At 72.3% G+C, this 23639-nt stretch carries 24 protein-coding genes; 10 read left to right on the top strand and 14 right to left on the bottom strand.

Translation table 11 applies throughout. The features are described from left to right. Positions 1–16: 16 nt before the first annotated feature. The 7 genes from AAH979_RS03710 to AAH979_RS03680 form a co-directional block, all read right to left on the bottom strand. On the bottom strand, positions 17–1144 hold the full coding sequence (locus AAH979_RS03710; RefSeq protein ID WP_346256561.1) for a branched-chain amino acid ABC transporter permease: 1128 nt from the start codon (positions 1142–1144) through the stop codon (positions 17–19). Next, positions 1141–2031, bottom strand: a complete 891-nt coding sequence (locus AAH979_RS03705) for a branched-chain amino acid ABC transporter permease (protein ID WP_346256560.1) — start codon at positions 2029–2031, stop codon at positions 1141–1143. The genes AAH979_RS03710 and AAH979_RS03705 overlap by 4 nt, the downstream gene beginning before the upstream one ends. Then, entirely contained in the window at positions 2028–3983 is a 1956-nt protein-coding gene (locus AAH979_RS03700) for an AMP-binding protein (RefSeq protein WP_346256559.1), read from the bottom strand. The genes AAH979_RS03705 and AAH979_RS03700 overlap by 4 nt, the downstream gene beginning before the upstream one ends. Then, on the bottom strand, positions 3980–4861 hold the full coding sequence (locus tag AAH979_RS03695) for an ABC transporter ATP-binding protein (RefSeq protein WP_346256558.1): 882 nt from the start codon (positions 4859–4861) through the stop codon (positions 3980–3982). Before AAH979_RS03695 ends, AAH979_RS03700 begins: the two co-directional genes overlap by 4 nt. After that, positions 4858–5649: an ABC transporter ATP-binding protein gene (locus AAH979_RS03690; RefSeq protein WP_346256557.1), complete on the bottom strand. Its 792-nt coding sequence runs from the start codon at positions 5647–5649 to the stop codon at positions 4858–4860. Before AAH979_RS03690 ends, AAH979_RS03695 begins: the two co-directional genes overlap by 4 nt. Before the next feature lie 490 nt (positions 5650–6139). Then, complete coding sequence (locus AAH979_RS03685; RefSeq protein WP_346256556.1) at positions 6140–6610, bottom strand: NUDIX domain-containing protein; 471 nt, start codon at positions 6608–6610, stop codon at positions 6140–6142. Continuing rightward, positions 6607–7326, bottom strand: coding sequence for an XRE family transcriptional regulator (locus tag AAH979_RS03680; RefSeq protein ID WP_318393970.1), 720 nt, complete (start codon positions 7324–7326; stop codon positions 6607–6609). The genes AAH979_RS03685 and AAH979_RS03680 overlap by 4 nt, the downstream gene beginning before the upstream one ends. Positions 7327–7629: 303 nt before the next feature. On the opposite strand from AAH979_RS03680, the gene AAH979_RS03675 reads away from it, so the two are divergent. From AAH979_RS03675 to AAH979_RS03650, 6 genes are all read left to right on the top strand, one after another. Beyond that, entirely contained in the window at positions 7630–7809 is a 180-nt protein-coding gene (locus AAH979_RS03675) for a hypothetical protein (RefSeq protein ID WP_346256555.1), read from the top strand. Next, positions 7806–8057, top strand: coding sequence for a hypothetical protein (locus tag AAH979_RS03670; RefSeq protein ID WP_346256554.1), 252 nt, complete (start codon positions 7806–7808; stop codon positions 8055–8057). The genes AAH979_RS03675 and AAH979_RS03670 overlap by 4 nt, the downstream gene beginning before the upstream one ends. Then, positions 8054–8455, top strand: a complete 402-nt coding sequence (locus tag AAH979_RS03665) for a hypothetical protein (RefSeq protein WP_346256553.1) — start codon at positions 8054–8056, stop codon at positions 8453–8455. Before AAH979_RS03670 ends, AAH979_RS03665 begins: the two co-directional genes overlap by 4 nt. Positions 8456–8647: 192 nt before the next feature. After that, positions 8648–9847: a sensor histidine kinase gene (locus AAH979_RS03660; protein WP_346256552.1), complete on the top strand. Its 1200-nt coding sequence runs from the start codon at positions 8648–8650 to the stop codon at positions 9845–9847. Then, positions 9844–10506, top strand: coding sequence for a response regulator transcription factor (locus AAH979_RS03655; protein WP_346256551.1), 663 nt, complete (start codon positions 9844–9846; stop codon positions 10504–10506). The genes AAH979_RS03660 and AAH979_RS03655 overlap by 4 nt, the downstream gene beginning before the upstream one ends. 232 nt (positions 10507–10738) lie before the next feature. Beyond that, positions 10739–12928 carry an MMPL family transporter gene (locus AAH979_RS03650; protein WP_346256550.1) on the top strand — a complete coding sequence of 730 codons (2190 nt, stop codon included), beginning with the start codon at positions 10739–10741 and terminating at the stop codon, positions 12926–12928. Positions 12929–12955: 27 nt separating this feature from the next. Here the strand turns inward: AAH979_RS03650 and AAH979_RS03645 are convergent, their stop codons facing one another. The 5 genes from AAH979_RS03645 to AAH979_RS03625 form a co-directional block, all read right to left on the bottom strand. Continuing rightward, positions 12956–13522 (bottom strand): CHRD domain-containing protein, encoded by a 567-nt coding sequence (locus tag AAH979_RS03645; RefSeq protein WP_346256549.1) that lies wholly within the window; start codon positions 13520–13522, stop codon positions 12956–12958. A gap of 124 nt (positions 13523–13646) precedes the next feature. Next, positions 13647–15050 carry a Si-specific NAD(P)(+) transhydrogenase gene (sthA, locus tag AAH979_RS03640; RefSeq protein ID WP_346256548.1) on the bottom strand — a complete coding sequence of 468 codons (1404 nt, stop codon included), beginning with the start codon at positions 15048–15050 and terminating at the stop codon, positions 13647–13649. Between the two features lie 74 nt (positions 15051–15124). Continuing rightward, the gene (locus tag AAH979_RS03635) at positions 15125–15979 is read right to left on the bottom strand and encodes a phosphotransferase (protein ID WP_346256547.1); all 855 of its coding nucleotides are present in this window, start codon (positions 15977–15979) and stop codon (positions 15125–15127) included. 18 nt (positions 15980–15997) lie between these two features. Further along, on the bottom strand, positions 15998–16501 hold the full coding sequence (locus tag AAH979_RS03630) for a metallophosphoesterase (RefSeq protein WP_346256546.1): 504 nt from the start codon (positions 16499–16501) through the stop codon (positions 15998–16000). Positions 16502–17092: 591 nt separating this feature from the next. Further along, a complete protein-coding gene (locus AAH979_RS03625) occupies positions 17093–17536 on the bottom strand; it encodes an Hsp20/alpha crystallin family protein (protein WP_346256545.1) in 444 nt (147 codons plus the stop codon). Between the two features lie 128 nt (positions 17537–17664). Here AAH979_RS03625 and AAH979_RS03620 point away from each other — a divergent pair, with 128 nt between their 5' ends. From AAH979_RS03620 to AAH979_RS03605, 4 genes are all read left to right on the top strand, one after another. Further along, on the top strand, positions 17665–18402 hold the full coding sequence (locus AAH979_RS03620; protein WP_346256544.1) for a hypothetical protein: 738 nt from the start codon (positions 17665–17667) through the stop codon (positions 18400–18402). Between the two features lie 353 nt (positions 18403–18755). After that, complete coding sequence (locus tag AAH979_RS03615; RefSeq protein WP_346256543.1) at positions 18756–19826, top strand: lytic polysaccharide monooxygenase; 1071 nt, start codon at positions 18756–18758, stop codon at positions 19824–19826. 186 nt (positions 19827–20012) lie between these two features. Beyond that, entirely contained in the window at positions 20013–21146 is a 1134-nt protein-coding gene (locus AAH979_RS03610) for a hypothetical protein (protein ID WP_346256542.1), read from the top strand. A 16-nt stretch (positions 21147–21162) separates the two neighbouring features. Next, complete coding sequence (locus AAH979_RS03605; RefSeq protein WP_346256541.1) at positions 21163–21579, top strand: hypothetical protein; 417 nt, start codon at positions 21163–21165, stop codon at positions 21577–21579. 33 nt (positions 21580–21612) lie between these two features. On the opposite strand, the gene AAH979_RS03600 is transcribed toward AAH979_RS03605, so the two are convergent. Together AAH979_RS03600 and AAH979_RS03595 are read right to left on the bottom strand one after the other, a co-directional pair. Next, positions 21613–22539 carry a hypothetical protein gene (locus tag AAH979_RS03600; RefSeq protein WP_346256540.1) on the bottom strand — a complete coding sequence of 309 codons (927 nt, stop codon included), beginning with the start codon at positions 22537–22539 and terminating at the stop codon, positions 21613–21615. Between the two features lie 100 nt (positions 22540–22639). Next, positions 22640–23542, bottom strand: a complete 903-nt coding sequence (locus AAH979_RS03595; RefSeq protein WP_346256539.1) for a DUF2726 domain-containing protein — start codon at positions 23540–23542, stop codon at positions 22640–22642. Positions 23543–23639 lie beyond the last annotated feature (97 nt).

Genomic DNA, 23639 nt, shown 5'->3' with positions numbered 1-23639 from the left:
TACCTCACAGGTCGGCTCAGTAGGAGAACGGCCAGGTTTTCCAGTAGTTGCGGACCCGTACCCAGATCCCGAACAGGCCCCGGGGCTCGAAGATGAGGAAGACGACGAGAAGTACGCCGTAGAGGATCGTCTCCACCTGGAAGACGTTCGGCACCTCGTTCGGCTGGGCGCTGAGGAACGGCACCCACGCCTGCAGTTCCCGGGTGAACCGGGGCAGCAGGGTGATGAAGAACGCTCCGGCGATCGCGCCGGAGATGGTGCCCGCACCGCCGATCAGCACCATCGCGATGTACTGCACCGACAGCAGCAGGCTGAACGAGCCCGGGTCGAAGAACCCGGTGATGGTGTAGAGCAGTGCCCCCGCGCAGCCGGCGTACGCCGACGAGACGGCGAAGGCGATCGTCTTGTACCGGGCCAGGTTCACCCCGATCACCCCGGCCGCGATGTCCCGGTCCCGGATCGCGGTGAACGCCCGCCCCACCTTCGAGCGGGCCAGGTTGGCGGCGGCCAGCGCGAAGCCGAGCAGGAGCAGCAGCATCAGCCAGTAGAGCTTCTGGTCCCGGGTGCCGAGCGGGCCGGTGGCGGCGATTGGCTGCCCGAAGAACTCCAGGGTGGCCGCCGGCCGGCCGACCCCGGCACCGCCGGTCAGCGCCGACCACTCGCTGAAGACGTGCTGCCCGATGAAGACCAGGCCGAGGGTGACGATCGCCAGATAGAGCCCGCGCAGCCGGGTGGCCAGCGGGGCGACGACCACTCCGGCCAGCCCGGCGGCCAGGCCGGCGGCGGGCAGCCAGACCGCGATGTTGGTGATCCCGAACCCGATCACCCGGCCGTCCGGGTCGCCGCTGATCGCCGCCGCCGTGTAGGCGCCGACCGCGAGGAAGAACGCATGCCCCAGCGAGACCTGGCCGGCGTACCCGGTGACCAGGCCCAGCCCGATCGCCCCGATCGCCGCGACGCAGCAGAGGGCGAGCAGTTGCAGTACCTCGTCGGTGAGCAGGAACGGACACGCGAGGGCGACGGCCAGCAACCCGGCCATCGCCGCCCGTTTCGGGCCCGTGTCGAACAGGGCCAGTTCGCTGGCGTACGAGGTGGAAAGTTCCGGCCGCCCGCGCAGCCGGGTACGCCGTCCCAGGATCGTCATACCCGCTCGACCTCCCGGGTGCCGAAGAGCCCGTACGGGCGGACCAGCAGGACCAGCAGCATCAGCACGTACGGGCTGATCACCGAGACGTTGCCGCCGAGCCAGGGCGCGTGCTGCTGGTAGGTGGCGGTGAGTTCCTGGATCGTCCCCACGGCCAACCCGCCGACCACCGCGCCGGGCAGCGAGTCGAGTCCACCGAGGATGATCACCGGCAGGGCGGTCAGCGCGATCAGCCAGAGCGCCGCGTCGACGCTGGCCCCGGCGGCGGCGAAGGTGCCGGCCACCGCCGCCAGCCCACCGGCCAGCCCCCAGGAGAGGGCGAAGACCGTACCCACCGAGACGCCCTGGGCCAGCGCCGCCTCCTGGTCGTACGCGGCGGCCCGCATCGCCAGCCCCATCCGGGTGTAGCGGAAGAAGGCGAAGAGCCCGACGATCAGCACCGTGGTGGCGAGCAGCGCGGCGAGGTGCCGCTGTTGCAGGTCGATCCCGGTGCCGGGAACCGCCACCGTACGCAGCCCCCACGGGTCGCCGACGTGCCGGACGTCCAGCCCGATGAACCCGTTGACCACCACCCGGACGGCGACGTCCACCCCGAGGGTGATGATGGCGACCACGAACGCCGGCCGGCCGACCATCGGGCGCACCGCCACCCGTTCCACCCCGAGCGCCAGCCCGGCGGTGAATACGGCGGCGACCGGTACCGCCACCCAGAAGCCGACCGGTCCGGCCAGGTAGGTGACCAGCACCGCGCCGGCCAGCATGAAGGCGGGCTGGGCGAAGCTGATCACCCGGGTCGCCTTGTAGATGATGACGAAGCCGAGGGCCAGCAGGGCGTAGACGCTGCCGGTGCCCAGGCCGCGCAGCAGGCTCTCGGCCAGCTCGGTCATCCCGCCTCCCCCGGCCCGGTCGTCGCCGGCCTGCCCGCGTACAGCTCGTCGATCACATCCGCGAAGCGTTCGGCGACGGCGGCCCGGCGTACCTTCTGGGTTGCGGTCAGCTCGCCGTCGTCGTGGTCGAGTTCCTTGGGCAGCAGCGCGAACCGCCGGACCTGCTCGACCGGCGCCCGCCCGGCGTTCACGGCGGCGACCAGCCCCTCGACCAGGGCCCGGACCTCGGGTTTGCCGGCCAGGTCCCGATAGGTGGTGTACGCCAGCCCCCGGCGCTGCGCCCACTCGCCCACGGTCTCCAGCTCGATCCCGATCAGCGCGGTCAGGTACGGCCGGCGGTCGCCGACCAGGATCGCTTCCTTGACGTACGGCGACGCCTTCAGCGCGTTCTCGATCTCGGAGGGGCCGACGTTCTTGCCACCCGCCGTGATCATGATGTCCTTGGCCCGGTCGGTGATCCGGAGGTGGGTGCCGTCGACCCACTCGCCGACGTCGCCGGTGCGCAGCCAGCCGTCGGCGTCCAGCACCGCCGCCGTCGCCGCCGGATCCCGGAAGTAGCCGGCGAAGACACCCCCGTGCCGGGTCAGGATCTCCCCGGTCTCCTCGTCGACTCGCACCTCCACGCCGGGGTGCGGCTCGCCGACCGTGCCGAGCCGGACCCGGCCCGGCCGGTTGCCGGTGGCCACCGCGGTGTTCTCGGTCATCCCGTACACCTCGTGCATCCGGATGCCGATGCCCATGAAGAACCGCAGCACGTCCGGGGCGATCGGGGCGGCACCGGAGGCGGCGTACCGGACCCGGCGCATCCCGATCCGCACCCGCAGCGCCCGGTAGCAGAACAGCCAGCCGATCCCGTACGCCAGCCGGGTGCCGGCGGTGTGCCGGCCACCGGTCCGGACCAGCGTGCCGGCGATCCGGTCGGCGACCCTGAGCCAGAGCCGGGCGTTCCACCGCTTCACCGGCGAGGCGTTGGCCAGCCGGATGGTCACTCCGGCGAGGATCTTCTCCCAGATCCGGGGCACTCCGAACAGGATGGTCGGCTGGACCTCCCGCAGGTTCGCCTGCACGGTGTCGATCGACTCGGCGAACGCCACCTGCACCCCGGCACCGGCGTTGAACCAGGTGGTGAAGATCCGCTCCGCGACGTGGCAGAGCGGCAGGTACGACAGCAGCAGGTCGTGCGGCCCCGGCGGCGGGTCGGTGAAGCCGCCACCGTCGACCAGTACCCGGATCGCGAAGTCCACGTTGGCGACGGTCAGCATCGCGCCCTTGGCCGGGCCGGTGGTGCCGGAGGTGTAGATCAGGGTGGCCACGTCCTCGGCAGTCGCCGCCGCCATCCGGGCGGCGACCGCCCCGGGCTCGGCGGCCCGGTGCTCGGCGCCGATCGCCAGCAGCTCGTCCCAGCCGAGCAGCGCGGGATGCTGGTAACGGTGCCGGATGCCGCGCGGTTCGAGATAGACGATCCGCTCCAGGCCCGGGCAGGCGTCGATCACCGCCAGCGCCTTGTCGACCTGCTCCTGGTCCTCGGCGATCAGCACCCGGGCGCCGGAGTGGGCCAGCAGGTAGCCGACCTCCGGCGGCGGATTGGTCGGATAGAGCCCGACCGTCATCGCCCGCAGCGCCACGGTCGCCACGTCGGTGAAGAGCCACTCCCGACGGTTCTCCGCGTGAATTGCCACCCGGTCGCCGGGCTGCACGCCGAGCGCCAGCAGCCCGTGCGCCACGGTCTGCACCGTGTCCCAGTAGCCGGCCCAGGTCACCTCCTGCCAGATGCCCCGGTCCTTCTCCCGCATCGCCACCGTGTCCGGGGTGGCGAGGGCGCGGTCGCGCACCCGTACCGCGATGGTGCTGGCCGGGACGGCGCCGGCCAGTGGGTCGGCGGTGCCGGCAGTGGTGGTCGCGGTCACCGCGACGTCGGCCGGCACGGTGTCGTCGGCGACGGGTTCGGTCATGGCCGCTCCTCCCGTCGCGGATCGTCGCCGCTCTGCCCGGGGTCGCGCCGGCCGTCGGCGGTGCCGGACGCGCTGCCGCCGAGGTAGGCCCGCACGACGTCCGGGTGGTGCGGGATCTCCGCCGGGCTGCCGGTCGCGACGACCTGGCCGAAGTCGACCACCAGCACCCGGTCGGCCAGGTCCATCACCAGACCCATGTCGTGTTCGACCAGTACGATCGGGATGTCCAGCTCGTCGCGGATGTCGAGGACGAACCGCGCCATGTCCTCGGTCTCCTCCAGGTTCATCCCGGCGACCGGCTCGTCCAGCAGCAGCAGTTTCGGCTCCATCGCCAGGGCCCGGCCCAGCTCGACCCGCTTCTGCACCCCGTACGGCAGCAGCCCGACCGGCATCCGCCGCCACCGTTCCAGTTCGAGGAAGTCCACGATCTCCTCGACCGCGGCCCGGTTGGCGATCTCGGCCCGCCGGGCCCGGCCCAGCCAGCCGATCGCGGCGAGCGGTCCGTAGCCGATGTGGTGATGCCGGCCGAGCAGCAGGTTGTCCAGCACGGTGAGGTTGCCGAAGAGTTCGACGTTCTGGAAGGTCCGGGCCATGCCCAGCGCCGCGATGGTGTGCGGCCGGCGGCCGACCAGGTCCACGCCGTCGAAGACGACCCGACCGGTCTGTGGCCGGTAGACCCCGGAGAGGACGTTGAAGATGGAGGTCTTGCCCGAGCCGTTCGGCCCGATGATGGCGAAGAGTTCGTGCCGGCCGACCGTGAAGGTCACCCCGTCGATGGCCCGTACCCCCGCGAAGTGCAGCCGGACGTCCTCGAACCGCAGGATCGGGTCGCCCCCGCCCCGCCCCGCCGCGCGCTCGGCCGCCGCCACGGCGGTCACGACAACCACCGCTTGCGCCGCCGGTAGTGCTTGACCTCCCGGAACGACCGCCGGCCGGCACCGGCCGCGGCACCGAGACCGAGATAGAACTCCCGGATGTCGTCGTCGGCGAGCAACTGTTCGGCCGGCTTGTCCAGCACCACCTGGCCGGTCTCCAGCACGTAGCCGTGGGTGGCCAGCGAGAGCGCCATGGTGGCGTTCTGCTCGACCAGCAGGACCCCGGCACCGGTCGAGTTGATCGCCGCGATCAGCTCCCGGACCTGGTCGACCAGCCGGGGGGCGAGTCCGAGGCTGGGTTCGTCGAGCAGCAGGTAGCGCGGCTGCGCCATCAGGGCCCGGCCCATCGCGAGCATCTGCTGCTCGCCGCCGGAGAGATATCCGGCGGTGTCCCGGCGGCGCCGGGCCAGCACCGGGAAGAGTCCGAAGACGTGCTCCAGCCGGGCCGGGATCCGCCGGTGCGCCGTGTGGCCACCGAGCCGCAGGTTCTCCTCCACGGTCAGCTCGGCGAAGATCCGGCGTCCCTCCATCACCTGGCAGACGCCCCGGCGGACCACGGCGGCCGGGCGGAGCCGGTGGATCGGTTCCCCGTCGAGCGTGACCGTGCCCTTGGTGACCGCGCCGTCGTGTACGTCGAGCAGGCCGCTGATCGCCCGCAGCAGGGTGGTCTTGCCGGCGCCGTTCGCGCCGAGCAGCGCGACGATCCCGCCGGGCGGTACGGCGAGGCTCACCCCGCGCAGCACCAGCATCACGTCGTCGTAGACGACCTCCAGATTGCGCACCTGCAGCATCCGGGAACCCCCGGTTCTCTGTTGTGGCGCGGCTCACAAAGTTACCGGACATTAACCACGGCGAAACGTTCCGTCAAGAGCACCAGTGCGCCGCGCGCTGTATTCCACCGGATCGGTGGAGGCGAGGCGTACCCCGGCCGATATCCCTTGTGGACTCGCACGCCGGTCGTCACCCGCACCTGCGACCGCTCTCGGTCGACGGGCTCGTGGTCGTGGCTCCCGGTCCTTTCGAGCTGGCGACCTCCTGACGTCGGGTCGGGTGCGAGCTGGTGCGGGGGTGGGGGTATCTGCCGGAGGCACTGTCGAGCTGCCCCGCTTGTGCGCCCACTGTCCCGGGGCTGTCCGAGCCCCGACCCCCGCCGGCCGATCGACCGAACCGCATCCCCACGCGCGGTCTCGACAACCCGGCTCTCCGTGCCCCGTCTGTGCACCCAGCTCGACAGCCTGCGCACCGACTACTCCCCGGTCGGCCGTCGGGCCGCTCATCCTGTCATCCGATGTGCGGCGCCGCCCCAGCCAGCCAGTGATCGATCCGGAGCCGGACCGACTCGTGCATCTGGAGATCCGCGACGGCAGCCGGTGCGAACCAGCCGACCTCGGTGGACTCGTCGCTGACCGCGAGCGTGCCGCTGGCCGGGCGTGCGGTGAACGCGACCACGAACTCCTGTCGCACCTCCCCGTCGGCGTACGCGATCAGGTGCCGGGGGTCGGTGTAGATCCCGAGGATGCCGGTCAGCTCGACGTCGAGTCCGGTTTCCTCCCGGACCTCCCGGATCACGGCGTCGCCGAGGGTCTCGCCGAGATTCATCGTGCCGCCTGGCAGCGACCAGTTCCCGGAGTCCGCCCTCCGCTGAAGCAGGATGCGGCCCTGCTCATCGACCACCAGCGCGGCCCCGCCGGGTACCAGCGAGTTCGCCGCCGGCGCGGACGGATCGTCGAAGTAGTCCACGCGCCGGCTCACCGGCTGACCTCCCGCATCTGCACTGTGTCCCAGACCTGTAGGAACTGCTCGGCGAAGGTCTCGAAGATGCCGAAGGCAGACAGCCGGCGGAGATGCAACGCCGGGTGCTGGTAGCCGCGATACCGGAACAGGTGCGGGGTCGCGATCGCCTGGTTGTCGAACCGAAACCACGAGTTGTAGAGGTGAACGGTGTGGGTGCCAACCTGCACGCCGTCGATGTCGGCGATGCGGCCGAGCATCGTGAAGGCGTTGCGGATGCGGCCGGGCAAAGTGCCGCCGAGCTGCTCCAACTCGTCCCGCTCCTTCACGTGGTCACAGTCCGGGTCGGCGAGCGCGATTCGAACCCGGGCGCCGGCCGCGCACTTCTCGGCGATGAGGTCGTGGACCGTAGGCATCAGCTCGAAGATGAACGGAGCGGCGTACCCGAGAATGTCAATCTGTTCCCGGGCGCCGGTCAACAGACCCACCCAGAGATCCGTCGGAACCTCAGCGCGGTGCGCGTACGCCGACACGACCTCGCCGGTCGATGCGAACCCCGGCGCCTGGTCTGGCCGGGCGGTCGGCCAGAGGGCGGCCTCTTCCTCGCCGAGTGCGGCGGCGACGGCCAGCCGGTTCCGGCGGTGCGGCACTCGGCCACCGATCCAGCGATCGATGGTCTTGCTGTCCACCCCAATCCGATGGCCGAGCGCGGTGGAGTCCAACTCGGCGCGCAGCATGGCTGCCCGCAGCCTGTCGTTCACACCCACGACGGTACAACCGCAATGGGGACGCTTCCGGAACGTCAAAACGTCCGTTGAAGCGTCCTACGCGCCGTTCAGCCGTCCCGCCACCCTCCGTAGCGTCCGCGCCACGGGCGCACGGCGGTGGGACGTCGAACCACCGGTCGCAACCGAGCGCCCCGGCCGGCTCGGGGTCCCGCCCCCGGTGCCCCGGGCCGGCCACCGGATCAGGTTGAGAGTGGCGCTCCGTGACGTAGGGCTCCGGGGCGCCACGGACCGAGAGGGACGGACGTGAACGGCATGGTGGACCAACAACAGACCGACGAGCAGATCGTGGCCCAGCATCTTGCCGGGCACCGGTGTGCGGAGTGCGCGCCCAGGGGCGGCTGTATGCGGATGCTTCGGGTCATCCGCCGCCGCCAGGCGCGTGCCGACCTCGCCGCCGCGCTCGCCAGCCGAACCGAGGTGACGGGACGGTGATCCGGATGGTGCGGCGTTGGCTGACGGTGGAGTGGCCGGTGCCGGTCGAGTGTGCCTTCGCCCGCCTCGTGCTCGGCACGCACGCGCTGCGGGAGTGCGGCCGGTGCGGGCCGGACGGATGTCCGCTCTGGTCGTGGGCGACCGAGGTCCACCGGCGGGAGCACGCGGTGAGGGTGCTGCTCGGCGGTACCCTGCCGGCGGCGGTGACGGCCGGCGACGTCCGGGCGGCCCTGGAGCGGCTCCGGTGAGCATGGTGCCGGAGAGCGCGCCGGGCCTGGCGATCACCTGGGCGCACCGGATCATCACCGACCATGCCGAGGGTCGCGGCTGCGGCCAGTGCCGGGCCCGTTGGTGCCCGACCGCCGAGTGGGCGCTCTGGGTAGTCGTCACCGAGCACTTCCCGCCGCCCGGTGCCGCTGGGCAGAAGCTGGTGACCACAGTGGCCCGGCAGGTACTGACCAACCACTGGCCGTACGGTGTCGACGGCTGCCGGCCGTGCGGCCTGCCGGACTGCACCCGGATGCAGGTCGCGGCGACCTGGTTGCAGGTTGTCCGGGACGACTACCTGCCGCCGTCCGTGCGGGCCCTTCGCCCGACGGTGGCGCCGACGGACGAAGAGTTGCGCCGGATCACCGGAATGGACTGACGAGAGGAGACCCGGGATGGTGGTGCATCGAGTTCAGGCGGCCGGCGCCAAGCGGAGAGCGTGCGACGAGGTGGTGGCGACGCTGTCGCCGACGGAGGGAACGACAACGGATCGGGGCGTACCGCGGCGGCGGTAGCGGCCGTACGCCGGGCGGTTGATGCCGGCGGCCCCGGTGCTGGCTACGGTTCGGAGGTGGACCGGGAGCAGCGGTGGTGGGGGCTGACCGCACCGGCCTGGGCCGTGGACACCGGGCTGGTGCTCGGGGTGGGCATTTTGCAGGTCTACACGTCGTGGGCGGCGGCCCGGAACCAGCCCGCCGCGCGCCCGCTCGACGTATGGGCGTACCTGATCCTGGCCGGTACCGCGCTGGCGCTGGCCGTACGGCGGCGGCACCCGGACTGGACCCTCGCGGTCACCGTCGCGGGCAGCGTCGGATACTTCGCCCTCCAGTATCCGTACGCGCTGTCCCCGCTTGCCGCGTTGATCGCGGTCCACCTGGTGATCGGGCGGGGCCGGCGCGCCACGGGCTGGGCGGGCGCCGGCTTCCTCGTCGTGGTGCCGGTCGGCGCGGCCCTGCTGCTGGCCCGGAATCCGGACGACGTGGTGGCGTCCCTGATGTGGTCGCTTGTCGTCGTGGTCATCGGTCAACTGGCCGAGGTGTCCTGGGTCCGGCGCGAGTACGTCCGGGAGGTGGAACGGCGGCTGGCCGCGGCCGAGCACGGTCGGGAGGAGGAGGCGTTGCGCCGGGCGCACGAGGAACGGCTCCGGATCGCCCGGGAACTGCACGACGTCACCTCGCACACCATCTCGGTGATCACCCTCCAGGCGGCCGCCGCCACCGAGGCGGTCGACCGGGCCGACGGCCGGGAACAGGTCAGGACGGCGCTCGGGGCGATCCGGACGGCCAGCCGGCAGGCGATGGCCGAGATGAAGGCGGCGCTGGGCGTACTGCGACCGGACCGGGGCGCCGGGCTGCGGCGGCCGATGCCCGGCGTCGCCCAACTGCGGGACCTCGCCGGCACGCTCGACGGCACCGGGGTACGCGTCGAGTTCGTCGAGACCGGCCTCCCCCGGCCGCTGCCGCCGGCCCTCGACCTGACGGTGTACCGGGTGGTGCAGGAGGCGCTGACCAACGTGCTGCGGCATGCCCGAGCGCGCCGGGCGGTGGTGACTCTGCGGTTCGAGACCGGCGGGGTGGTGGTGCAGGTGGACGACGACGGCGGGGGTGCCGATCCGGCCGGGTGTGCGGAGCCGGCCGGGCACGGGCTGGCCGGGATGGCCGAACGGGTGGCGGCGGTCGGCGGTCGGCTCCGGGTCGGCCCCGGCCCCGGCCCCGCGCACGGGTTCCAGGTCGTCGCCTGGCTGCCGCTCGACGCGGAGCCGGTGGCATGATCCGCGTCCTGCTCGCCGACGACCAGCCGCTGGCCCGGGCCGGGGTCCGGGCCCTGCTGGAGAACGCCGCCGACATCGCGGTGGTCGGTGAGGCGGCCACCGGTGTCGTCGCGGTCCGGCTGGCCCGGGAGGTCCGGCCGGACGTCGTGCTGATGGACATCCGGATGCCGGAGCTGGACGGGCTCGCCGCGACCCGCCGGATCGTCGCGGACGACCGGCTTTCCGGGGTACGGGTGATCGTGCTGACCACCTTCGACCTCGACGAGTACGTCTACGCGGCGCTTCGCGCCGGCGCCAGCGGTTTCCTCGGCAAGGACGCCGAGCCGGACGAGTTGCGGCACGCCGTCCGGGTGGTGGCCCGGGGCGACGCGCTGCTGGCCCCGGGGATCACCCGCCGGCTGATCGCCGAGTTCGCCGCCCGGCCGGACGGGCAGCCCTGCGCCGCCCGGCTGGACGGGTTGACCGACCGGGAGCGTGAGGTGCTCGGCCAGGTCGCCGAGGGGCTCGGCAACGCCGAGATCGCGGAACGGCTGCGGATGAGCCCGGCCACGGTGAAGACGCACGTCAACCGGATCATGGCCAAGCTCTCGGTGCACGACCGGGCACAGCTCGTGGTGATCGGCTACGAGACCGGGCTGGTCCGCCCCGGCTGGCTCTGACCCGCTGGCCTTTCCGGCCAGCCTCTCCGCCCTACTGCCCGGTCGCCGCTGTCCCTCCCGGCTGCCCGGTCGCCGCTCCCCGCAGGTCTCCCCCGCCCGCCCTCGCCCCGCCGGCCGTCCCTGCTACGCCGAGGGCGGTAGCCGAACACCCGCGCCGGTTGGATGACCGCCCGCGGTCGGCCTACCTAGCGTCGGGACCGCCATTCCGACCGGTACGACCGAGGAGCACCCCATGTTCGGACTCGCCCCGACAGCCCGCGCCTGCGTACGGCACCGTTGGCTGGTGCTGCTGGGCTGGGCGGTACTCACCGCCGCCCTGCTCGGACTGGCCGGCGCACTGCCCAGTACGGCGAGGGTGGACTTCCGGATGCCCGGGTCGGAGAGCCAGCGAGCCGCCGACCTGCTGGCCGAGGCCGGGTTCGGTGATCTCGGCGCGCCGGACGGCACCCTCGTGGTCGCCGCCCCGGCCGGCGTACGCGACCCGGCCGTCCGGGCCGCGCTCGACGGGCTGTTGCACCGGCTCGACGAGGTACCCGGGGTCTCGGTCGGCAGCCCGTACCAGCCGCCGGGCGGGCAGGTCTCGGCCGACGGGCGGATCGGCACCGCCGAGATCGGTCTCGGTCCCGGGGCGAGTGCGCCGGAGCAGGCCGAACGCGCCGCCCAGGTCAGCGCGATCCGGGACGCCTTCGACGCGCCCGGTATCACCGTGGAGCTTGCCGGGAACGCCTTCGCGGACTCCTCGGCCGGCGGCCTCGCCGAGGGTGTCGGACTGCTGGCGGCGGCGGTGATCCTGCTGGTGGCGTTCGGCTCGCTGATCGCGGCCGGGCTGCCGCTGCTGGTCGCGGTGGTCGGGGTCGGCTGCGGCAGCGCCCTGCTGGTGCTGCTCCGGCACGTCGTCACGATGCCCGACTTCGCGATCTACCTGACCGTCATGATCGGGCTAGGCGTCGGCATCGACTACGCGCTGCTGGTGGTGACCCGCTACCGGAGCGCGCTCGCCCGGGGAGTCGACGTACCGGAGGCCGTGGTGGAGGCGATGGAGACCGCCGGCCGCTCGGTACTCTTCGCCGGAACGACCGTGATCATCGCGGTCTCCGGAATGCTCTTCCTCGGTCCGGAACTCGGCGGCGGGCTGGCGCTGGCCGCCGGCTGCGGCGTGCTGCTGGTGATGCTGGCCGCCCTCACCCTGCTGCCCGCGCTGCTCGGCCTGGTCGGCCGCCGGATCGACCGGTTCGGCCTGCCGCACCGCCGGTCGACCGGCCACCCGACCGTCGAACCGCACCCGGGTGTGGCCGCCGTGCGCCCGGCACCGGCGTACCGGTGGAGCCGGGTCGTGCAGCGACGGCCGTGGTTACTCACCTCGGTCGCGCTCGGCCTGCTGGTGCTGGTCACCCTGCCGGCGCTGGAGCTGCGGCTCGGTTGGTCGGACGCGAGCGACCGGCCGACCAGCGACACCACTCGCCGGGCGTACGACCTGGTCGCCGCCGGCTTCGGACCGGGCGCGAACGGTCCGCTGCTGCTGGTGGCCGCCGACCCGGCCGGCGGCGCCGACCCGGCCGGCGGCGCCGACCCGGCCGGCGGCGCCGACCCGGCCAAGGCGGCCGATACGACCGGACTGCGGGCCGCCGCCAGGGCGGTGGCCGGCACACCCGGGGTCGCCGGGATCTCCGAGGTGGTCCCGCTGGGCGGCGGGATCAGCGTGGCGGTGGTGACGCCGCGCACGGGTCCGCAGGCGGCGGAGACCGGTCAGCTGGTGCACCGGCTCCGCGACGAGGTGCTGCCGCCGTTCGCCGAGCCCGGATTCCCGATCCTGGTCAGCGGCGCCAACGCGGCCGGGATCGACTTCGCCGAGCTGAGCGTCCGGCGGCTGCCGTGGCTGGCCGGCGCGGTACTCGTCGCCTCGTTCCTGCTGCTCACCGTCGTGTTCCGCAGCCTGCTGGTACCGCTCAAGGCGGTGCTGGTGAACCTGCTCTCGGTCGGCGCGGCGTACGGGGTGATCGTGGCGATCTTCCAGTGGGGCTGGTTGGCCGGGCCGCTCGGTACCGGGGACGGTGGCCCGGTCGACGCCTGGGTGCCGACGATGCTCTTCGTGGTGGTCTTCGGGCTCTCCATGGACTACGAGGTGTTCCTGCTCTCCCGGATTCGGGAGGAGTACCTGCGCACCCGGGACAACGCCGGCTCGGTCGCCGACGGGCTCGCCGCGACGGCCCGGGTGATCACCGCAGCCGCCGCGATCATGGTCTGCGTCTTCGTCGCGTTCGCCGCCTTCGACGACCGGTCGCTGAAGATGATGGGGATCGGGCTGGCCACCGCCGTACTGGTCGACGCCACGATCGTCCGGCTGGTACTGGTGCCAGCGGCCATGCAGCTCCTCGGCGACCGGAACTGGTGGCTGCCGGGCCGGCGCACGCCTCGTGCCTGACGAGGTGCCGTGGGCCCGTCCCACCGGTCAGTGCCGGTGACGGCCGAGCTGGGCCCGGATCTCGCCGCCGGGATAGAGCGAGCTGTGCACGTTCACGTACGCGGCGCCGGCTCGGACCGCCGCGACCAGCTCGTCGAACTGTCCCGCCGCGATCCCCTGGGCGGTCGGGCCGATCACGTCGACCGGTCGGATCGTCCCGGTGACCGTGGCCGGTGCGGCCGGACAGGACTGGGTGCCCGCCGGTCCGTTGCCGAGGTTGGTGCAGAGGAAGACGCTGATCCCGCCGCTCTGGGCCCGGCCGCCGACGTGGATGTGCGCCTGGGTGACGTTCCCCTCCAACGCCTCGTAGCTGAGCCGGTAGGTCAGCTCCTGCTCCTGTTCGTCGATGGCGAGGCTGAACCCGCCGTTGCCGCTGGTCGAGATCGCCAACGGGTCCTCCTGGTAGCCGGTCAGCCGTTCCCGTACGACGCCCCAGCGCTCCCGGTCGTCGTCGTTGCGGTCGGCGTTCCCGTACGCGATCCGGACCGTTCCCGCCCCGGCGGCCAGGAGGGCGACCACGGAGGCGACCGCGCCATACCATCGTCGGATCATCATCGTCGCGCCTCCCCGGTCCGCTTCGGCCAATGCCCGTCACCCGGTTCAACAGGGTGGACACCAGCCGGGACACGACGCTCAGGTGACGGATCGTGGACAGAGAGTAATTGCCGACGGCGGTCAGTCAGTCCCGCAGCCGGGCGAGGTGCCGCATCTTGTTCATCGCGTCCAACGCGGCGACCTTGTACGCCTCGGCCAGCGTCGGATAGTTGAAGACCGCGTCGACCAGATAGTCGACGGTGCCCTGGCAGCCCATCACGGCCTGTCCGATGTGCACGAGTTCGGTGGCCCCGGTGCCGAAGATGTGCACCCCGAGCAGGTGACCGGTGTCCGGGGCGACCAGCAGCTTCAGCATCCCGTACGAGTCGCCGCTGATCGCGCCCCGGGCCAGTTCCCGGTAGCGGGAGATGCCGACCTCGAACGGCACCTTGTCCCGGGTGAGTTCGTCCTCGGTCCGGCCGATGAAGCTGATCTCCGGGATCGTGTAGATGCCGATCGGCTGCACCTCCGACAGGGCCCGGACCGGTTCGCCGCAGGCGTGGTGCGCCGCCAGCCGGCCCTGCTCCATCGAGGTGGAGGCAAGTGCGGGAAAGCCGATCACGTCACCGACCGCGTAGATGTGCGGCACCGTCGTCCGGAACTCCGCGTCGACCTCGATCCGACCCCGCGCGTCGGCGGCCAGTCCGGCGTTCTCCAGGTCGAGTTCGCTGCCCAACCCCTGCCGGCCGGCGGAGTACATCACGGTGTCGGCGGCGATCCGCTTGCCGCTCTCCAGCACCGCGATGGCACCCCGGGCATGCCGCTCCACCGCCGCCACCGCCTCGCTGAACCGGAACGTCACCGCCAGGTCCCGGAGGTGGTACTTCAGCGCCTCCACGATCTCCAGGTCGCAGAACTCCAGCATCCGGTCCCGCCGCTCGACCACGGTGACCTTGGAGCCGAGCGCGGCGAACATCGAGGCGTACTCGATGCCGATCACCCCGGCACCGACCACGACCATCGAGTTCGGCACCCGTTCCAGGTTGATGATGCCGTCCGAGTCGATGATCGTACGCTCGTCGAAGTCCACACTGGCCGGTCGCGCCGGCCGGGTACCCACGGCAAGGATGATCTTCTCGGCGGTCACCTTCGACTCGCGCCCGACCGGGTCGGTCACGGTCACCGTGTGCGGGTCGGCGAACCGGGCGGTGCCGGTGATCAGCCGTACCCGGTTGCGCGCCAACTGGCTGCGCACCACGTCGACCTCCCGGCCGATGACGTGCTGGGTCCGCGCCGTCAGGTCGGCGACGGTGATGTCGTCCTTGAGCCGGTAGCTCTGGCCGTACACCTCCCGCTGACTCAGCCCGGTCAGATAGAGCACCGCCTCGCGCAGCGTCTTCGACGGGACCGTGCCGGTGTTGATGCACACCCCGCCGACCATGTGCTGCCGCTCCACCACCGCCACCCGGTTGCCGAGCTTGGCCGCCGCGATCGCGGCCTTCTGACCGCCCGGCCCCGAACCCACCACGAGCACGTCGAAGTCATGCACCCCTACAGTCTGGCAGGCGGATGATCGGAACGCGCCGGGCCGATCGGCCGGTTACCCGGCGCCCGGTGACCGGTTCACCGCCAGTCGTCCATCAACCGGCGCAGGTTCTGCCGCCACGCCTGCGCGAAACCGGGTTCGCCGCGCCCGTGTGCCCAGACCACGATGAAGACCGCGGTCAGCGCCCCGCAGGCGTGCAACACCGCCCGGTCGGCATCGTCGAGGGTACGCCCGTAGCCGGCCAGGAACGCGTCGGCGAGGTCCGGCCGGTCCCGCCAGGGGCCGAAGTAGAGCCGGTTCAGGTCGTTGACCCAGACCTCCGGCCCGGCCCACTCGAAGTCGATGACGTGCACCCGCCCCTCGGCGCGCTGCCGGTCGGCGCCGGCGACCAGCCAGTTGCGCGGGCTGTAGTCGAGATGGCACGGCACCCGGGCCGGTGCCGCAACGCCGGAGAGGTTGCGCAGCTCGGCCCGGACAAAGTCGAGCTCCCGGGCTTCGAGCAGCCGGCTCGCCCGGACCGAGAGCCGGTCCAGTTCGTCGAGCTTCTCGGCGACCAGGTCGGTCCAGAGCGCCAGCGTCTCGGTGCCGTGCAACCGGCGCAGCAGTACCCCCGCCTCGCGCTGCACCTCCGGATCCGTCGCGTACGACAGGCCGGCCTTGCCCGGCACCGCCGACAGCACCAGCGCGAGCCGCTCGTCGTCGTACGCCCGCAGCCTCGGTGCCCGCCCGCCGAGCCCGGGCACCCAGCGCCGGTACGCCGCCAACTCCCGCCGGTAGCGCTCCGGGTCGCCGTGCCCCTTCACGAACCAGACGGCCCCGTCGCCGTCCCGCACCTCCAGCACGCCCGCGACACCGTGCCCCCAGGACCGGTCCGCGACCACCTGCCTCGCGCCGAGCACCTGCCGCGCGTACCCGGCCAGCTCGGCACGCATGGTCGGCTCCTCTCCGGGTCAGGTCCGGCCCGGCAGGCGGTGCAGTACGACGCCGTCGAGCCGGCCGTCCGAGATCTCGGCGGTCAGATAGGTGGCGTACGGCTGACGGCGCCGGTCGGTCGGCGAGCCGGGGTTGAGCAGCCGCAGCCCGCCCGGCGCCTCGCTGTCCCAGGGAATGTGGGAGTGGCCGAAGACCAGCAGGTCGCAGCCGTCGAACCGGTCGGCGCAGCGGCGCTCCCGCCCAGCGGCCGGGCCGGTCTCGTGCACCACCGCGACCCGCAGGCCGGCCAACTCGACGCGGGCGACCTCCGGCAGCCGGGCCCGCAGTTCCGGGCCGTCGTTGTTGCCGTACACCCCGACCAGTCGGGCGGCGCGGGACTCCAACGTGTCGAGCAGCGGCTCGTGCACCCAGTCCCCGGCGTGGATGACCACGTCCGCCTCGTCGACCGCCGCCCACAACTGCGGCGGCAGGTCCCGGGCGCGCTTGGGCACGTGGGTGTCCGCCATCAGCACCAGGCGCACGGCTCCACCCTATCCGGCGGTCGCGTGCGGGCGGGGAAGAAGCGCGGCGGCCCGGCCCACGCGAGGTGGGCCGGGCCGATGGTTGTCGGGTGCCGGCGCGGCCGTCACGCCTACGCGCCTGGCGCGGTGTCTGGGACCATCGCCGCGCCACCGGAGCTGCCGTCCGCCGGGACCCGCGGGAGAGGAAATCGACGAGAGATGCGGCCGAGTCATCACCTGCCTCTGCGTGCTGGTCGGCCCGTACGGTTGCCCGGAGGACCGCGTTGCCGACGCCATCGGTTTGCTGCGGGACCGGCCTCGACCGCGACGAACCGTACGCCGTCGGGCGGTCCGACGGGCCACAGTGGAGGGCGTGGCCCTGGTTGTGGTCGAGCCGGCGGAGGGGGTGTCGGCGGGTTCCAGCAAGCGTCGATGAGCGCCTCGAACTCTGCCCGCATCAGTTCGTCGTCCCGCTGAACCAGCTCGACGAATGCCTCGTGGACCGACCGGGGCGTCGAGACCTCGTGTCGTACGCCGCTGCGCATCTCCGTCACCCCCACCGCCGACGGCACCGGAAGCCGGCGAACCGCCGGACCGGTTCGGCTGTGCCTGTCAGGCGCTGATGACCTTCTGTCGTGATCCGCCGGAGGTGATCGCCACCCGGCGGGGCTTCGCCTGCTCCTTCACCGGGATCCGCACGGCCAGCACACCGTTCTCGTGGCTCGCCTCGATCCGGTCGGTGTCCAGACCGTCGCCCAGGAAGAGCTGCCGGGAGAAGACCCCGAGCGGACGCTCGGAGACCTGGACGCGGGCGCCTTCGCCGAGGCTCGGCGGCCGGCGCTCGGCGCGGACGGTCAGCAGGTTGCGCTCGACGTTGATCTCGATCGCGTCCGGGGCGACCCCGGGTAGGTCGAACGCGACGACGAACTCGTCGTCGTTGCGGTAGGAGTCCATCGGAATGGCCGTCGGCCGGGACCAGGTGCCCGAACTCAGTGTGCCGAGGGCCTGCTGCGCGAACCGGTCGAGCTCGCGGAAGGTGTCGGTGCGCATCAACATCAGATCCACCTCCTCGTGCTGGCAACAGTGTTGTCAATGCGCGACACATCCGTTGTAGCATGTCATCGAAACGATGACAAGAAGATTCGTCATCTAACCGATGACGGGATGTCGAGAACGGAAGACGGATGGACCAGCAGGGGCAGGCCGACCCAGGGCGGCCGACCGGGGCCAGCGCGGCGGTGACACCGACCGGCGCGGCGTTCGACCGCGTGCAGGCGGTCACCACCCAGGTCGGCGACCCCGCCGCCCCCTTCCCCAGGCGGGGTGCCGACCGGCCACCAGCTCCAGCCGCGAACACGGCGGCAGACGGCGCCGAGGTAACGGTCGACCAGGTGCTCACGGCTCTCGTGCTGCTCCGGCACCTGCGTGCGGAACTCGAGTCCTGGGAGCCGCGGCTCATCGCCGCCGCACGCCAACGCGGGGCGAGTTGGGCGGAGCTGGCGCCGGCGCTCGGGGTGGCGAGCCGGCAGGCCGCCGAACGCCGCTACCTGCGACTGCGTCCGGCCGAGGACGACGCGGCGCCGCAGACCCGAGACGACCGGGTACGCGCCGAGCGGGACCGCCGGGCCGGCGACCGCGCGGCGGCCCGCTGGGCCCGGGACAACGGTGCCGACCTGCGCCAGCTCGCCGGGCAGATCACCGCACTGACCGATCTCGGTTCGGCGGCCCGCCCCAGCCTGGACCAACTGCACGACGCCCTCGGCGGCACCGACCCGAACGCGCTGGTCCGGCCGCTCTCCGACGCGCAGCGACACCTCCGGGCCGACCATCCGGGCCTCGCGGCCCAGGTCGACGCGATCAACGAACACCTCGACGAGGTACGCCAGCGCACCGCGCAGCGACGCGGCCAGCCCCGCATCTGAGCACGGGCGGGATGACGGGTCAGGAAGCCAGCCCGGCCACCGCCAGCTATCGGTGTGTTTCCCCCTCCTCTACCTCGATCTCCCCCGCCAGCCCCTTGACGTGGTAGACGTACTCGTCGGTGTCGAGGTAATAGGCGCTGCCGGTCTCGACACCCCTCTTTGTTGGTATCCCAAACTATTGACAAGCACCATTCGGCGATGTGAATCTCTGTGCAGGGACACCGCCGCCGGAGCCGGGTGGTTGGTGCGGGAGCGCCGGGCAGCCTCCCGCGTACTCGCTCGTGCAACCGACGTCTGGGGATCCCATGTCTTCACTCGCCCAACCTGTGAATCCGGCCCGGCGCCGCGCCCCGATGGTCCTGCGGATCCTCGCTCTCGCGGCGACCACGGTCGTCCTCCTCGCCACCGCCCTCGCCGTCTCGCGGGACACCGCGGACGCGCACGGCTCGACGATCAACCCGGCCTCGCGCAACTACGGCTGCTGGAAGCGCTGGGGCAACGACTTCCAGAACCCGGCGATGGCCACCCAGGACCCGATGTGCTGGCAAGCCTGGCAGGCCGACCCGAACGCCATGTGGAACTGGAACGGCCTCTACCGGGAGGGCGTGAACGGCAACCACCAGGCCGCCGTGCCCAGCGGCCAACTCTGCAGTGCCGGCGAGACCGGCGGCGTCCGGTACGCCGCGCTGGACAACCCGGGCAACTGGCAGGCGGCCAACGTGGGCACCAACTTCAACGTCACCGTCCACGACCAGGCGCTGCACGGGGCGGACTACTTCCTGATCTACGTCACCCGGCAGGGGTTCAACCCGCTCACCCAGCGGTTGGGCTGGAACAACCTCGAACTGGTCCGGGAAACCGGCCGGTACGCGCCGGGCGAGGGCACCCGGGAGACCGGCGACCCGGTGCTGAACGGCGTCTCCATCACGATCCCGGTCAGCGCGCCGGGACGGTCCGGCCGGCACATCGTCTACGTGATCTGGAAGGCCAGCCACGCCGACCAGAACTACTACTGGTGCAGCGACGTCAACTTCGGCGGCAGCGGCAACCCCCAGCCGACCGCCACCCCGACGCCGACCCGCACCACCCCGCCGCCGACGAGTACCCCGCCGGCCGGCGGCTCGGGTGGCTGCTCGGCGGCGTACACCGTCACCGGCACCTGGTCGGGTGGCTTCCAGGCGGACGTACGGGTCACCGCCGGCAGCGCCGCGATCAGCGGCTGGACGGTGACCTGGACGTTCGCCAACGGGCAACAGGTCGACAACTCCTGGGGCGCGACGATCACCACCAGCGGATCCAGCGTCACCGCCCGGAACACCGGCTACAACGGCAGTCTCGCCGCCGGGGCCAGCACCACCTTCGGGTTCCTCGGGTCGCAGACCGGCAGCAACGCCGTACCGACCCTGAGCTGCGCCGCCGCCTGACCCCCTCCGGCAGCGGCCAGACATCGGGCCGGGTCCGTATCGGCGCGGACCCGGCCCGATCCGTCCGGTGGAACCGGCGGCCATCATCGCCCCTGGCGCGGTCGTGTTTGTCGACTGAAAGCGCGGTGAACGGAGCCCCACCTACAGTGCGGCGCGTACGTCGACTCTTCTGCACTGGAGTATGTGGTGACGCTATATGTCGATCCGGCCGGACTGCACGAACTGGAGAAGGCTACCGGCCGGCACGTCGAGGATGCCCAGCTCGCCCGGGGGTACTTCGAGAAGCACGGCGACATGGTCTGGGGCGGGCAGGGCATCATCAACGCGTTCAACAACACCCACGAGAAGATCAACGGTGACGTCCGCGCCTTCCTCGGCAGGTTGGGCAACGAGACGCTGCCGGGCTTCTCGGCCGGCGTCGCCGCCGCCCGGAGGTACTACGCCAACAGCGACCAGGCGGCCGCGGACCGGATGGACGGCACCATGCCGGCCGTCGACCCCAGTCCGGCACGGCGTGCCGTGGACCCGATCCCGACCGGCTCGACCGCGACCAGGGTACGGGAGAGCTTCGCCGACGTGACCGAACCGTTCGTGCACCTCACCGAGCCGCCGGACTTCAACCAGCGGATGGCGTTCGAACCGAAGTGGCACGACATGGCGTCCCCGGCCGGGATGATCCGGAACGCCTACTGGGCGGTGACCTGGGCGGCCTGGCAGATCGGTCTCTCCGACCGCGCCTACGACCTGTACGAAGGCGTCCTCAAGCCGGTCTGCGGTGACTGGGCCGGCATGGCGAAGGTCGGCTACGCCCTCGAACGGACCGCCCACTGCCTGCTGGACCTGTCGTCGAACCTCACCTGGGCGGGGCAGTGCACGCCGAGCGCGTGGAGCGGCAACGCCGCCGACGCGGCGGTCACCACCATGTACACCATCAACAAGGCGCTGAAGGACGCACACCTGGCGATGCTCCAGATGGGCAAGGAGTATTCGAGCGCGGCCGAGGGAGCGTTCGACTTCAGCGACACCATCGGCAGCCTGATCTCCGAGGCGGCGGACGCCGCGATAACCGGCGCGATGGCGGCCGGCCTGGCCACCGGCTCCGCGTCCACCGGCGTCGGCGCTCCGGTGGCGGTGATCCTCGGCATCTGGTTCGCCAGCGAGGTGCACACGGTGGTACGCGCCTGCCGGGAGATCATCCAGATCGTCGGCAAGCTCGACGCGCTCACCTCCAGCCTCAAGTCCTCCGGTGACCAGTTCGGCCGCCTCGACGGCAACTTCCCGCTGCCCACGCTGCCGGCCGTGCCGGCGCTGCCGGCCTGACCCGCACAGGAGTGCCATGACGCAGGAGCGGAACCCCTCGACCACCCTCGACCAACTGCTGGACGCGGCTGCCAGGACGTCCTACGGCGAGTTGCTGCACGACGAGCAGCGACGCCGGCACGAGCTGTTCAGGATGATGGCCGACAGCCGGGACCCGATGCTGCGTGAGATGGGCGAGCAGCTCCGGGACGGGCTGGCCCGCCCCCGGGACCTGCTGTCGGTCCCCGGCTACGCGGAGGCGCTGCGCAGCGGGTGCCAGCGGCTCGGCGAGAACGGCCCCGACCTGGACGAGGTCGTCGCGGAGATCGATGAGATCGGCCGCCGCGAGCAGGAGGAGGAGCGGGAGCGGGCCCGCCGGGACGACGGTCCCGAGCGGACCGAGCCGTACCGGCCGGGTCCGGCGGAGCCGCGGCCCGGACCGGACCGATGGTGACCGCCTGGTCCGTCAGCCCTGCGTGCCGCCGGCTCAGGGGGTTGCCGCCGGACAGGTGCTGCCGGCGTAGCGGAAGAGGGAGTCGGTGACGTCGTTCCGGATCGACCGGCGCCGGGTCAGCGAGTACGTGCTGACCACCGGTTCCGCGGCCAGCGGGTCCGGTCGGACCGGGCAGGCATCGAGGCGTTCGAGCAGCCACACCCGTTCGCCGCTCGGGCCGGTGCCGGTACCGAACGACAGGGTCAGCGCCGTGGTGCCGACGTACCGGGGCGGTGGGGCCGACTCGAGGGTGGGCTGGGTCAGGCACGCCGGTGTCGTGTCGACCACCCGGGCCGTGACGACGACGTGCCCGTCCGGCTCCTCGGTCGTCCGTACCGACCGGGGTTGCGGGGCGACCTCGATCCGCTGCCAGTCGTCCCAGAAGTTCCCGGTCGGGCGGGGCGCCGCCGGCGGCGGAGTGCCGGTCGGCAGGAGCACCTCGCACCGCCGGGCGTTGCGGTGCAGTTCGTTGAGGGCGGCGCTGTAGGCGCCGTCACGGTGCAGCGCGTGGAGGTACGGCGTGACGTCACTCGGGATCCGCGCGTCCAGCAACGTGAAGAGCCGGTCCAGATAGGCGTCCAGGAGTTCCGGTCCCGGCTCGACCTCGTCCGCCGGTATCGACAGCAGGTGCCGCAGGCCCGTCGGACAGGTGCTGGCGAGCGACGGGGTGTGCATGACGAGCGCGGCGGCCCGGACGGGGTCGTTGCAGACCTCGGCGAACATGGCCCGGTCCCGCGCCTCCTGCTCGGCGTCCAACGACTCGGCCCGGTGGTCGATGTACGCGGTGGCGACCGAGGCGAGCGCGATGAACGCGGCGCCGAGCGCGGTGGCGACCGATCGGGTACGACGTCCACCGCCGCCGCGCCCCGGTTCCGGCTCCGCCGGCTCGGTGGGTTGGTCGGCGCCTGTCCGCTCCGCCACGACCGCCCCCTCTCTTGATCGTCCCGACTCCACGGTAGTCAATCGCGGCAAGATCCCCGTCCCGGCGCACCCGCTGTCGGGGCAGGGTGGGATTGGACGCCTAGTCGAACGAGACGTGCTCGAAGGCGTACGGGTTGAGCAGTTCCTCCCGGCGCCGGCGCAACCCGTCGAGTTCGCCGGCCAGCCGCTCCCGGCCGGTCAACGGCAACTCGACGGTCTCGCGCAACCGGAGCCGCTCCCCCACCGCCATCGTGGCCAGGTCCTCGGCGAGCCGGCCCGGCTCGATGCCGCAGGAGAAGCGGTACTGCCGGATCCGGACCCGTTCGAAGAGGTACGCCCCGGGCCGCACCTGGAGCCAGGCCCAGCCCTCGGCCGGGCCGTCCTTCCAGTCCAGGTGCAGGCTGCGCAGGATCGGGTCGACCAGTTCCCGGTTGACGTACGCGTCCACCGCGGCCGCCCGGGCGACCGCCCCGAGATCGTTGACGTGCCCGCTGTTGCCGTCCGGCAGCCGACCGACGATGTCGCGGTAGCTACCCGGGGCGTCCGGGGCCAGTTCGGCGTACTCGGCCGGGTCGCCGGTCGCCGACAGGAAGGCGCGGGCGTCGATGACGTACTCGACGATCCGCCGGCCGTGCGTGGCCGGCTGCAACGTCGCCGACTCGATCCGGAGCAGTTCCAGGCCGACCGCGTCGCAGACGGCGTGCTTCATCCGGTCGTCCCGCTGCGTCTGCGCGGTCTGCACGCTGGTGTCGACCAGCTCGACCGCGAACGGCGCCGCCTGGCCGCCCGGGTCGGAGACCACGAAGTCGAAGCGGCCCCGGCTGGCCGCGTTCCACTGGTTCCCGGTGATCCCCTCGGGACGGCGCGGCACGAGCTGGCCGAGCCGCTGGTCGGGCCGGGCGATCCGACCGGCCCGCTCGATGATCCCGCCGGACGCCCCCGGCCCGGCCGGAAGCCGGGTGGATCGTGCCGACGGGCGTCCGCCGCCACCGGTCGCTGCCATCTGTTCCTTGGTCCGTAACATCCGCTCGCCGCCTCCGACACCGCCCGTCCGGCGGCAGATCCCCACCATGCTAGGAAGTCGCCGCCGGCCCCGCGTC

This window comes from Plantactinospora sp. ZYX-F-223 (genome assembly GCF_039649625.1).
Taxonomy (GTDB): domain Bacteria; phylum Actinomycetota; class Actinomycetes; order Mycobacteriales; family Micromonosporaceae; genus Plantactinospora.
This window is presented reverse-complemented; position numbering and strand designations above follow the sequence as displayed.